Source organism: Methylobacterium sp. NMS14P (assembly GCF_028583545.1).
In the GTDB taxonomy this organism is placed as follows: domain Bacteria; phylum Pseudomonadota; class Alphaproteobacteria; order Rhizobiales; family Beijerinckiaceae; genus Methylobacterium.
This window is the reverse complement of record NZ_CP087106.1, coordinates 3781803-3793925: the sequence shown is the minus strand read 5'-3', so window position 1 is coordinate 3793925 and position 12123 is coordinate 3781803. Positions and strand designations below refer to the sequence as shown.

General features: G+C 73.4%; 10 protein-coding genes. 6 read left to right on the top strand and 4 right to left on the bottom strand.

The window, feature by feature from the left end; all coding sequences use genetic code 11:
• Window positions 1-61 precede the first annotated feature (61 nt).
• Both LOK46_RS18015 and LOK46_RS18010 read right to left on the bottom strand, forming a co-directional pair.
• Window positions 62-844, bottom strand: a complete 783-nt coding sequence (locus LOK46_RS18015) for a fumarylacetoacetate hydrolase family protein (RefSeq protein ID WP_273559386.1) — start codon at window positions 842-844, stop codon at window positions 62-64.
• 94 nt (window positions 845-938) lie between these two features.
• The gene (locus LOK46_RS18010) at window positions 939-1604 is read right to left on the bottom strand and encodes an HAD-IA family hydrolase (protein WP_273559385.1); all 666 of its coding nucleotides are present in this window, start codon (window positions 1602-1604) and stop codon (window positions 939-941) included.
• Between the two features lie 210 nt (window positions 1605-1814).
• On the opposite strand from LOK46_RS18010, the gene trpA reads away from it, so the two are divergent.
• The 4 genes from trpA (at window position 1815) to LOK46_RS17990 (ending at window position 6104) form a co-directional block, all read left to right on the top strand.
• Entirely contained in the window at window positions 1815-2654 is an 840-nt protein-coding gene (gene trpA / locus LOK46_RS18005; protein WP_273559383.1) for a tryptophan synthase subunit alpha, read from the top strand.
• A gap of 80 nt (window positions 2655-2734) precedes the next feature.
• Window positions 2735-3631 carry an acetyl-CoA carboxylase, carboxyltransferase subunit beta gene (gene accD / locus LOK46_RS18000; RefSeq protein ID WP_273559381.1) on the top strand — a complete coding sequence of 299 codons (897 nt, stop codon included), beginning with the start codon at window positions 2735-2737 and terminating at the stop codon, window positions 3629-3631.
• Between the two features lie 8 nt (window positions 3632-3639).
• Window positions 3640-4965, top strand: a complete 1326-nt coding sequence (locus LOK46_RS17995; protein WP_273559379.1) for a bifunctional folylpolyglutamate synthase/dihydrofolate synthase — start codon at window positions 3640-3642, stop codon at window positions 4963-4965.
• Between the two features lie 233 nt (window positions 4966-5198).
• Window positions 5199-6104: an outer membrane protein gene (locus tag LOK46_RS17990; protein WP_273559377.1), complete on the top strand. Its 906-nt coding sequence runs from the start codon at window positions 5199-5201 to the stop codon at window positions 6102-6104.
• 124 nt (window positions 6105-6228) lie between these two features.
• Here the strand turns inward: LOK46_RS17990 and trxA are convergent, their stop codons facing one another.
• Together trxA and addA are read right to left on the bottom strand one after the other, a co-directional pair.
• Entirely contained in the window at window positions 6229-6552 is a 324-nt protein-coding gene (trxA, locus tag LOK46_RS17985) for a thioredoxin (protein WP_010682902.1), read from the bottom strand.
• A gap of 222 nt (window positions 6553-6774) precedes the next feature.
• Window positions 6775-10272, bottom strand: a complete 3498-nt coding sequence (addA, locus tag LOK46_RS17980; protein WP_273559369.1) for a double-strand break repair helicase AddA — start codon at window positions 10270-10272, stop codon at window positions 6775-6777.
• Window positions 10273-10484: 212 nt separating this feature from the next.
• Between addA and minC (LOK46_RS17975) the strand changes: the two genes are divergently transcribed.
• Together minC (LOK46_RS17975) and minC (LOK46_RS17970) are read left to right on the top strand one after the other, a co-directional pair.
• Window positions 10485-11153 carry a septum site-determining protein MinC gene (gene minC / locus LOK46_RS17975; RefSeq protein ID WP_273564624.1) on the top strand — a complete coding sequence of 223 codons (669 nt, stop codon included), beginning with the start codon at window positions 10485-10487 and terminating at the stop codon, window positions 11151-11153.
• A 229-nt stretch (window positions 11154-11382) separates the two neighbouring features.
• Window positions 11383-12111 (top strand): septum site-determining protein MinC, encoded by a 729-nt coding sequence (gene minC / locus LOK46_RS17970; protein WP_273559367.1) that lies wholly within the window; start codon window positions 11383-11385, stop codon window positions 12109-12111.
• Window positions 12112-12123: the final 12 nt, after the last annotated feature.

Genomic DNA, 12123 nt, shown 5'->3' with positions numbered 1-12123 from the left:
AGCCGCGACACCGGCAGGGAAAGTCAATGCCCCGCCGCGACCGGATCCCCGCGCGGCGGGGTCAGACGATGCGGATCGACAGGTCCGGCAGGCCCTCGATCGAGCCCGCGAGCACGTCCCCGCGCACGACCGGCCCGACATTCTCGGGCGTCCCGGAGAAGACGATGTCGCCGGCCCTGAGCTCGAAGGCCCGCGACAGCTCGGCGATCTGCTCGGCCACCGACCAGATCATCTCGGAGAGGTCGGCGTCCTGCCGCACGGTGCCGTTCACGGCGAGCCGGATGCGCCCGCGCGCCGGATGCCCGGCCCGGGTAACGGGCAGGATCGGCGTGATCGGCGCGGACTGGTCGAAGCTCTTGCCGATCTCCCAGGGCTTCTTCTGGTTGCCCATGCCGCGCTGGAGGTCCCGGCGGGTCATGTCGAGGCCGGTGGCGTAGCCGTAGACGTGGTCGAGCGCCCGCGCGGCCGGGATGTCGCGCCCGCCCGACTTCAGCACGGCGACGAGCTCGATCTCGTGGTGGTAGTTCTGGGTCAGCGACGGGTAGGGATGGTCGGCGACGCCGCCCGCGACGACCTGCACGGCGTCCGCCGGCTTCTGGAAGAAGAAGGGCGGCTCGCGCGACGGGTCGGAGCCCATCTCGCGGGCGTGGGCCGCGTAGTTGCGGCCGATGCAGTAGATCCGGCGGACCGGGAAGACCTGCGCCTCGCCCAGGATCGGGACGGTGGCCTGCGGCAGCGGGAACAGCATGACCGGTTGCGCCTCGGCGGCCGCGACGGGGCCGAGGCCCGCGGCGGCGCCGGCCGCGACCGCCCCGAGCACGCGGCGTCGATCGATCGTTGCCATGGCCCTGTCCCTTCACCGCGATCCGCGCGCCGCACGCGGGCGATACGACCGGGCGGGACCGGCCGCCAGCGGTCCGCGGCCGGGATGGAGAGGCTCAGGCGGTCCGTGTCACCCGGATCCCCTCCGGCTCGGCCCTGACGCGCAGCCCGGTGTAGTCGGCGATCGTCGGATGACCGGTCCTCACCGTCTCGTGATGGGTCGCGGTGACGACCACGACGGCCGCATCCGCGGCCTCGGCCGCCCGGATGCCGGCCGGGGCGTCCTCGAACACGAGGCAGTCCGCCGCCGCCACGCCGAGCCGCTCGGCGGCGAGCAGGAAGCAGTCCGGCGCGGGCTTGCCCCGCGCCACGTCCTCGGCGGCCACGAGGAGGTCGGGGACCGGCATGCCGGCCGCCGCGAGGCGGCGCTCCGCCAGCCGCCGGGGCGCCGAGGTGACGATCGCCCAGCGGTGGCGCGGCAGCGCCTCCAGGAAGACCCGCGCGCCCGGGATCGCGACGATGTCGTCGACATCCCTCATCTCGGCCTCGGTGATCGCGGCGGCTTCGGCCACGGGATCGACGCCCGGCAGGTTCAGCCGCCGGATGGTCTCGACCGATTGCACGCCGTGGATCGTCGGCAGGAAGGACGCCACGTCGAGGCCGTGCGCCTCGGCCCAGCGCGACCAGATCCGCTCGGCGGAGGCGATCGAGCTGATGATCGTCCCGTCCATGTCGAACAGGAGCGCGGCCAGGGGGCGCGACGGAAGGGCTGACTCGGGCATGGGCGAGGGCTAGGCCGGCGCCGCCGCCCCGGCAACCGGCCCGCGCGCATGGCCGCGTCTCGCGGGTGGCCGGGCCTCCGCGGGCGACGCTCACCGCGGCCGCCGCGCGGCCGCGGGAGGCCCGCCCGCTTCACGGGCCGATGCCTTTGGTGTAGCGCGGGTGCAACCCCGGGCCGTCGGCGGCCCTGCAGAAGCGAATATCGACCGACCATGCCGAGCCGCATCGACGCCACCTTCGCCCGCGCCCGCGCGGAGAACCGGTCCGTCCTCGTCACCTACGTGATGTCCGGCGATCCCGATCCCGAGACCTCTCTGGAGGTCCTGAAGGCCCTGCCGGGCGCAGGCGCCGACATCCTGGAATTCGGCCTGCCGTTCACCGACCCGATGGCGGACGGCCCGGCGATCCAGGCCGCCGGCCTGCGGGCGCTCAAGGCGGGCCAGACCGTGTCGGGCACCCTCGACCTCGTGCGCCGCTTCCGCGCCGGCAACGACACCACGCCGGTCGTGCTGATGGGCTACTACAACCCGATCCACACTTACGGTGTCGACCGCTTCCTCGACGACGCGGTCGCGGCCGGCGTCGACGGGCTGATCGTCGTCGATCTCCCGCCCGAGGAGGATGCCGAGCTGTGCCTGCCGGCCCTCGGCAAGGGCCTCGCCTTCATCCGGCTCGCCACGCCGACGACCGACGAGCGTCGCCTGCCGGCCGTCCTCGCGAACACGGCGGGCTTCGTCTACTACGTGTCGATCACCGGCATCACCGGGACGGCGACGCCGGATTTCGGCAAGGTCTCCGAGGCGGTCGCCCGCATCCGGCGCCACACCGACCTGCCCGTCGTCGTGGGCTTCGGCGTGAAGACGGGCGCGCACGCGGCGGCGATCGCCGAGGGCGCCGACGGCGTCGTGGTCGGCTCCGCGCTGGTGGACGCCCTGGTGCGCTCCCTCGACGGCGAGGGCCGGCCGCAGGCCGGCAGCGTCGGGGCGGTGACGGAGCTGGTGCGCGAACTCGCCGCGGGCGTGCGGTCGGCGGGCGTCGGGCGGGCCGCCTGACGGGCGGACCGGGCACCCCTGGCGGCGGAGCGCGCCGCACCTGATATCTGCGCGGGCTTGAAGCGGACGGACGCGAGTCGATGGTCGAACCGATGAACTGGATCTCGGAGGTGGTGCGCCCCCGGATCAAGACCTTGTTCAAGCGCGAGACGCCCGAGAACCTGTGGGTCAAGTGCCCGGACACGGGGCAGATGGTGTTCCACAAGGAGGTGGAGGCCAATCACTGGGTCATCCCCGGCTCCGAGCATCACCTGAAGATGGGCGCCCAGGCGCGCCTCAAGATGATGTTCGACGAGGGCACGTGGATCGACGTGGCCCTGCCCGAGGTCGCCCCCGACCCGCTGAAGTTCCGCGACGAGAAGCGCTACGTCGACCGGCTCAAGGAGGCCCGGGCCAAGACCGGCCTGCAGGACGCGTTCAAGATCGGCTTCGGCCGGGTCGGCGGCCTGCCCATGACGCTGGCCGCGCAGGAATTCGGATTCATGGCCGGGTCGCTGGGCATGGCGGCGGGCGAGGCCTTCGTGCGCGGCGCCGAGACGGCCCTGGAGAAGCGCACGCCCTACGTGCTGTTCGCGGCCTCCGGCGGCGCGCGCATGCAGGAGGGCATCCTCTCGCTGATGCAGATGCCGCGGACCACCGTGGCGGTGCGCCGGCTCAACGCGGCGCGGCTCCCCTACATCGTGGTGCTGACGAACCCGACCACGGGCGGCGTCACGGCGTCCTACGCCATGCTGGGCGACGTCCACCTCGCCGAGCCGGGCGCCCTGATCTGCTTCGCGGGACCGCGGGTGATCGAGCAGACGATCCGCGAGAAGCTGCCGGACGGCTTCCAGCGGGCGGAGTACCTGCGCGAGCACGGCATGGTCGATCAGGTGGTCCACCGGCACCAGCTCAAGGAGACGATCACGCGTCTCTGCAGCCTCCTGACCAACGTGTCCCAGGCCGGCGCGCCGGCCGCGGCCTCCGAGGCGGCCTGAGCCCGGCGATGGCCTCGTCCGACGCCCTGATGGCGCGCTTCCTGGCGCTCCACCCCCGCACGATCGACCTGTCGCTCGGCCGCATCGAGCGGCTGCTCGCGCGGCTCAACCATCCCGAGCGCCGCCTGCCGCCCGTGATCCACGTGGCCGGCACCAACGGCAAGGGCTCGACGATCGCGTTCATGCGGTCGATCCTGGAGGCCGGGGGCCTGGCCGCCCACGTCTACACCTCCCCGCACCTCGTGCGCTTCCACGAGCGGATCCGCATCGGCGGGATCGGCGGCGGGCATTTCGTGGACGAGGACCGTCTGGCCGACGCGTTCGCGCGCTGCGAGAGCGCCAATGCCGGCGAGCCGATCACGATGTTCGAGATCACCACGGCCGCGGCGTTCCTGCTGTTCTCGGAGAGCCCGGCCGACGTGCTGCTCCTCGAAGTCGGTCTCGGTGGCCGGCTCGACGCCACCAACGTGATCGACCGGCCGGCCTGCGCGGTGGTGACGCCGATCGGCCGCGACCACGCCGAGTATCTCGGCGACACGGTCGAATCGGTCGCGACCGAGAAGGCCGGGATCTTCAAGCGCGGCTGCCCGGCGGTGATCGCCGCCCAGGATTACGCCGAGGCCGACGCGGTCCTCTGCCGGCGCGCGGAAGCCGTCGGTGCCGCGCCCGTGCTGGTAGGCAATCAGGACTTCTCCGTGCACGAGGAGCGCGGCCGTCTCGTCTATCAGGACGAGACCGACCTGTTCGACCTTCCGCGGCCGCGCCTCGCCGGGCGCCACCAGCTGGTCAACGCCGGAACAGCGATCACCGCGCTGCGCGCCGCCGGTTTCGGCGATATCGGGACGGCGGCCCTGGAGCGGGGACTGACCGAGGTCGAGTGGCCGGGCCGGCTGCAGCGCCTCGGCCGCGGCCGTCTGGCCGCCCAGCTCGCGCCCGGCACCGAGCTCTGGCTCGACGGCGGCCACAACATCGACGGCGGCCGGATCCTCGCCGCCGCCATGGCGGATCTCGGCGAGAAGAGCGACGTGCCGCTCGTCCTCGTGGTCGGCCTGCTCGGCACGAAGGACGCCGACGGGTTCCTGCGCAACTTCGTGGGTCTGGCCCGGGCCCTCGTGGCCGTCCCGATCACCGGGACCATGGCGGCGCGCCCGGCCGAGGAGGTCGCGCGGATCGGCGAGGAGGTCGGCCTCAAGACCTACGCGGCGCCGAGCATCGAGGCGGCCCTCGCCCTGGTGCGGGACATCGCCTTCGAGCGGCCGCCGCGGATCCTGATCTGCGGGTCGCTCTACTTGGCCGGCATGGTTCTCGCCGCCAACGACACGCCGCCGGTCTGAGTCGTCTCCAGTCTGTGCGCGCCGCGCGCGGCGACTGTATCAAGTGGCCGGCACGCCGGAGACCTTTGAAATCCGGATTCTGCATTCGAAAATCCGTCGAATCGCCGCAATCGCCCGGATGGAGACCCGCCCACGGCCACGCTTTCCTCCCGCTGTGGCAGCTAAGCTACATCCTCGCGGGCCCCGATCGCATAATTTCCCCCTCGATCGGGCTTATGCTGGGGATCACAGTAATGAAGAAGCTTCTCACCTCTCTCGCGGCGTTCACCGCGCTCACGGCTGCCGCTTCGGCCGCCGATCTGCCGCGCCGCGCCGCGCCGCCGCCGGTGTTCACCCCCGTTCCGGTGTTCACCTGGACCGGTGCCTACTTCGGTATCAACGCCGGCTACGCGTTCGACGCCAGCAGCAACTCCAACCGCGGCTTCGTGCAGACGCCCGGCAACCCGGTCGCTCTCGTGCCGGGCGGCCTCGTGCCCTACCAGGCCCTGCTGCCGAACGGCTCGTCGCTGGCCTACAGCAACGACAGCCGCGAGGGTTTCTCGGGCGGTGGCCAGATCGGCTACAACTGGCAGCTGACCCCGGGCTCCGGCGCCGTGATCGGCTTCGAGGCTGACGCTCAGTACCTCGACTTCGGCCGTCGCGCCCGCTTCGCCACGAACGCCGCGGCGATCAACCCGGGCTTCATCCCGGTCAACGGCACGCTCAACACCATCGACTTCTTCGGCACCGTCCGCGGTCGTCTCGGTTACGCCTTCGACCGGACCCTCGTGTACGCCACGGGTGGTTTCGCCTACGCCACCGGCACGGATGACGGCGCTCGCGTCGGCCTGCAGAACTTCGCCGGCCGCCGGAACGACTTCAAGACCGGCTGGACCGTCGGCGGCGGTGTCGAGTACGCCCTGCCCACCGACTCGTTCCTGAACTTCTTCCGCTCCTCGGCCGTGACGCTGAAGGTCGAAGGTCTGTACGTGAACCTCGACAACAACAACGGCCGCGCCCAGCTGCCGCTGGTCGGCGCCGCGGTCGCCCCCGGTCTGGGCGGCCTCGTGCCGGTGTACTCGCTCGCCGGCGCCAGCCGGAACGAGAACGCCTTCGCCGTCGTCCGCGCCGGCCTGAACTACAAGTTCGGCTCGTACTGAGACCGGACGCGGGATCCCGGACTTTGCTCCGGGATCCCTCCAAAAAAAATCTTGGGCTCGAAACCGAGAAAGCCCGGCCTCGCGGCCGGGCTTTCTTTTCGTCGTTCTGGGCCCTGAAGGCGGTTCAGGCGGTCTGGGCGCCGATCCAGCGCGACAGGTCGCCCTTCGGGGCGGCGCCGACCTTCTGGTCCACCCGCTCGCCGTTCTTGAAGAGCAGCAGCGTCGGGATCGAGCGGATGCCGTACTGGGCGGCGATCTGCGGGTTCTCGTCGACGTTGACCTTGGCGATCTTCACCTTGCCCTGCAGGTCGGTCGCGATCTCCTCGAGGGCCGGGCCGATCTGACGGCACGGGCCGCACCACTCCGCCCAGAAATCCACCACGACGGGCTCGGCGGACTTGAGAACGTCCTGCTCGAAGCTCGCGTCGGTTACTTTCACCGTCGCCATAACGTCACCTTTCGGAATCCGCCGCCCGTCGGGCGGCGTCGAACGGGCAGAGGCCCGCGCGGTCCGGTCAGAATTGGCGACGGCCCGGCGCGCGGTCAAGAAGTCCGATCCCCGGGGCCGGGCGGCGGCGCCCGGGACGGAGCGCTCTGTGGACCGGTCGGCGCGCCGCGATGTGCGCTGGCGCATGCGGACCGCCCCCGGCGATCGGCCGGGGGCGGCACGTCACGCCTCGATGCCGATCCGGTCCAGGGCCGCCGCGACGTCGTCGGGGTCGAGGGCGCGGATCACCGGGCCCGAGGTCCAGACGAGGATCGGGCGGATCGTCCGGCCCGGATAGATCTGCGCGAGCAGGCGCGCGTAGAGGGCGATCTGGCCGGTCTCCGCGGTCGGCAGCGGCGCGCCGGGCTCGGGCGGGCGGCCGGTCTTGAAGTCGGCGAGATGCACCGCGTCCGCCGCCACGGCGAGGCGGTCGACGCGCCCCTGAACCACCCTGTCCGTGCCGCCGGCCCGGACCCGCCCCGAGAGCGCCACCTCCGCGCGGGCGCCCTGGGCGAAGAGCGGCGCCAAGTCCGGGGCGTCGATGATCCGGAGGACTGACCGGACGATCGCGGGCGCCGCCGCGCGCGGCAGCCCGGGTGCCCGGGCCCGCACGAAGGCGCGGCCGGCCGTCTCCCGGCGGTCGGGCTCGACCCGGGGCAGGTGCTGCAGCAGGGCGTGGGTCAGGATTCCCCGGCGCCGGGCCTGCGCGTCGGCGAGGCGCGGCGGCGGCACGCGGGCGCCGTCCGCTGCCTGCAGGGCGCCGGACGGGTTCAGGACCGCGGAGGCCGGTTCCGGCGGGACCGGCCCGCGCAGCCAGTCCGGCTCCGACTCGGGTTCCGGCCTGGCCGCGGGCGCCCCGGCGACGGCGGCGGCACTCGGCGGGGTGCCGTCCTGCCAGAGAGTCGCGGGTCCGTAGGGGAGTTCCAGCGTCCGGCCGGCGCCGAGCGCCGCCTCGAGGCCGGCATGGATCATCCGGCACCACGCCGCCTCGGTCTCGCGCTCGTGGCCGCGGAAGGGCGCCACGATCAGCCGGTCGGCCGCGCGGGTCATGGCGACGTAGAGCAGGCGGTTGTGCTCCTGCCGGGCCTTGGCGAGCAGGGTCGCCCGCGCCGCGTCGGTGGCGGCGCAGTCCTGGGTCCGGCCGCCCGACCAGACCGGCGGCAGGGCGATCTCCGTCGCCGGGAGCGGCAGCAGGGGCGGATCGTTGCGGCCGAGGGGCTCGCACCCGTCGAGGATCACCACGACCGGCGCCTCCAGGCCCTTGGCGCCGTGGACCGTCATCACCCGGACCTCGTCGCGGCCCGATTCGAGGTCGCGCTTGACCGTGTGCCCGGCCTCGGCCCCGACGTAGCGGGCGAGGAAGCCGCCCAGCGACGGGGCGTCCTCGCCGGTCTCGGCCTGGGCGGCGGCGGCGAGGAACACGTCGATGGCGTCCCCGGCCTCGCCGCCGAGTCGGGCCACCAGCTTGGCGCGGCCGCCCTGCGGCCCGAGGAGCCGGGCGTAGAAGCCGAACGGGCCGTGGAGCCCCGCCAGGGCGATCCAGCCCGACAGGGCCTCGAGCCCGCGCCGCGCGGCCGCGTCGCCCGCTTCGGCGTGGCGGTGCAGGGCGTCCTCCAGGGTCTCGGCGAGGTCGCGGCGGGCCGCGATCCGCACGAGGTCGTCGTCGCTGAGCCCGACGAGCGGCGTCTTGAGGGCGGTGGCGAGGGTCAGGTCGTCGGCCGGCAGGAGCCCCGCCCGGCCGGCGGCGACCAGATCGGCCACCGCGATGTGGGCGGAGACCTCGAGCCGGTCCTGCCCGGCGACCGGGACGCCGATCCCCTTCAGGGCGCGGATCACCTCCTCGAAGGCCGGCCCGCGCTTCCGGACAAGGATCAGGACGTCCCCGGGGCGCCAGATCCGGCCGGTGGCGTCCCCCGCGGTGGTCCAGGCGCGCACCGCCTGCGCCACCCGGCGGGCGGTGACGATCGCGGGAGCGCTGGTCTCCGGCGCGTCGACGGGGGCGGTCCAGGCATCCGGCTCCGCGGCCGGCTCCGGCTCGGCGATCGGCCACAGCTCGACCGCGCCGGGCGCGCCCGGCCGGGCGCTGGCGTGCACGGTCGTGCGCACCGTGTCCTCGAAGGACAGGCCCTCGTTGTGGGCGTCGAGGGCGAAGACCGCGTCGACGGCGCGCAGGACGAGGCCGGTCGAGCGGAACGACAGGGTGAGCGGCACGTCCTCGAAGGTCAGGCCGGCCGAGCGCGATTCCGCGATCCAGGACGCGCGGGTCAGGGCGAATTCCCGCGGCTCCGCGCCCTGGAAGCCGTAGATCGACTGCTTCGGGTCGCCCACGGCGAAGCGCGTGCGGCTGCCGGACCGCGCGCCCTCGCCGGCGGCGAATTCCTGCATGATCGCCCGCAGGATCGCCCACTGCTCCGGGTTCGTGTCCTGCGCCTCGTCGACGAGGACGTGGTCGATGCCGCGGTCGAGCTTGTACAGGACCCAGCCGGCGCCGACGCGGCCGAGCAGGTCGAGCGCCTTGTGGATCAGGTCGTCGAAGTCGAGGGCGCCGAGGCGGGCCTTCTGCGCCTCGACGCGGCGGTGGATCTCGGCGGCGATCTGGAACAGCGCCTGCGTGCGGGCGTGGGCCCGGGCGGCGCGCAGGCGGTCGAACAGCGGCTCCAGCCGGTCCCGCTCGGCGAGCAGCGCCGCCTTGGCGCCGGCCGGGACGCCCTTGGTCCCGAGGCTGCTGTCGGCCTTGGGCTCGTCCTTCTGGGTGAAGAACACCGACCGGTAGAGGGCGAGCGCCTCGGCCCGGTCGGGAAGGTCCGCCGCGCGGAGCCGCTCGGCCTCGGCGGCCTCCAGGGCGTCGGCGAGCTTCTCGTCGTTGGCCTTGCCGGTGCGGAGCGCCGCGACCAGCGCGGCGCGCTCCTCCGGACGGCACCCGGGACCGCCCTCGAGGATCGCGGCCTCGATCCGCTCGGCGGATTCCTCGGCCGCCAGTCCGAGCGCCCCGTGCAGCCGTCCGAAGGCCCGCTCCAGGCCGGCGGCGTCGCCGATGAAGCTCCGCGCCCGCATGGCCGCCCGGATCGCCGCCCGCAGGGTGTCGCCCGTGGCTTCCGGCGTGACCCGCGCGAGGGCGGCGCTGAGCGGCGTGTCGCCGTTCGCGACGGCGTCGGCCAGGACGTTGGCCATCTCGATGTCGAACAGTTCCCGGGCCTTGGCCTCGTCGAGCACCACGAAGCGGGCCGGCACGTTCGCCTCGAAGGGAAACATGTGGAGCAGCCGCTCGCACAGGGCGTGCAGCGTCTCGATCTTGAGGCCGCCCGGTGTCTCGACCGCCCGGGCGAAGAGGCGGCGCGCCAGCCGCAGGCGCTCGGGCCCGGCGCGCTCGCCGGTGAGCTCGGCGAGTTCGGCGGCGAGGGTCTCATCGTCCAGCGTGACCCAGCGGCCGAGCAGCCGGAAGACGCGGATCGCCATGTTGGCCGCGGCGGCCTTGGTGAAGGTCAGGCAGAGGATCCGGCCGGGCGGCGCCTCGTCGAGGAGCAGCCGCACGACCCGATCGGTGAGGACCTTGGTCTTGCCCGCGCCGGCATTGGCCGAGACCCACGCGGAGGCGCGCGGGTCGGCCGCCCGACGCTGGTTGGCGCGGGTCAGGTCATCGACGACGAAGGGGGCGGGGGCGTGCGAGGTGGCGCTGCTCAACGGTCCGGTCCGGCTCGGATGCCGGCTCTCTCTACAACAGAAACGCGCCCGCGGACCCGCCAAGGCGTCACACCGGCCCTCGCGGGATTGCCCCCGGCGCGGCGCCGCCCCATGGATGCAGACGATCCCTTCCGCGCACACCGAACACGCCCGTGACCCAGCCGACATCCGAGCCGGCGCGCCCGCCGATCCGCTTCCGCGGCCGCTCCTTCATGGCCACCGTCCTGGCGCCGATACCCCCGGTGGCCGACTGGTTCGGCGACCTCGACGCCCTCAACCGCCGCGCCCCGAACTTCTTCGCCGGTCGGCCGGTGATCCTCGACCTGGCCGGATTGCGGCTCAACCGCGAGGATCTCGACGGGCTGCTCGCCGAGCTGGCCGCCCGCAACATCCCGATCCTGGGGATCGAGGGCGCGTCGCCGTCGCTCCTGGATTCCGGAACCCCGCCGGCGCTGTCGGGCGGACGGCCCGCGGGGGAGGTCGCCGCCCCGGACGAGTCGGCCGCGGACGCGCCCGCGCCGGCCGAGCCGCAGGCCCGGGAGACGGTCCGGTCGCTGATCCTCGACGCGCCCGTGCGCTCCGGCCAGACCGTGCTGCACCTCGAGGGCGACGTCACGGTCCTGGGCGCCGTGGCGTCGGGCGCCGAGGTCATCGCGGGCGGCTCGATCCACGTCTACGGCGCCCTGCGCGGCCGCGCGATCGCCGGCGCGGCCGGCAACCCGACGGCGCGGATCTGGTGCCGGCGGTTCGAGCCGGAGCTGGTGGCGATCGACGGGCTCTACCGCGCCGCCGACGACCTCGACCCGGCTTTCCGGGGGCAGGCCGTGGAGGTGCGGCTGCTGGAGGACGCGATCAAGCTCAACCTGTTCGAGCGGGGTTGAGAGGCGAACCGCCGACGGCTGTCGAGCTTTTTCGTCGCGCGCCATTTCCGCAGGGCGCTCAGGGACGGGCCGCTGATCTCCCCGCGACGGTCGCGGCCGGGGCGTGAAACGGTCCTCCGCTGCCCCGATACCAGGATCCCGGCAGAATTTGCCGACCGGATCAGAAACTTAACCCTTCGGTAACCATACCCGCCGTCAATGGTCCGGTAAGGACTCTTAACGGGCGGACATGAGCGACACCCTCCCCGAGCCGATCGATCCGGAGACCGCCCGCGCGGCGGCTCCTTCCGCGCCCCGGCCGCTCAGCCTGCGCGGGCGGGCCTTCAAGGCCCTGGCCCTCTCCCCCGAGCCGCCGCTTCCCGAGTGGCTCGCGGGCCTCGACGCGGCGCTCAAGCGCTCGCCGACCCTGCTGAAAGGCCGGGCCGTCATCCTGGACTGCGCCCAGCTCAAGCCCGAGCCGGACGCGCTCGAGACGCTCATGAACGAGCTCAAGGCCCGCGGCATCGCGGTCCTGGGCATCGAGGGCGCCGACGCGGTCGTGGACGGCCTGCCGCCGCTGCTGGTCAAGGGTCACCCGTCCGAGACGATCGAGATCCCGAGCGTCCCGGCCGAGCCGGAGCCGCAGGTGGTCACCTCGATCACCGTCGAGGGCTCGGTCCGCTCCGGTCAGAGCGTCATCAACCCGACCGGCGACGTGACCGTGATGGGGTCGGTCTCCTCGGGGGCCGAGATCCTGGCCGGCGGCTCGATCCACGTCTACGGCGCCCTGCGCGGTCGCGCGATCGCCGGAGCCGCGCGCAACCCGCGCGCACGAATCTACTGCCGCAAATTCGAACCCGAGTTGCTGGGGATCGACCGCCTCGTGCGGACGGCGGAGGACATGGGCACGGCCCTGCGCGGCAAGGCCGCCCAGGTCTGGCTCGATGGCGGCAACATCCGAATGGCAAGCCTGGATTAAGGGAGATCGACG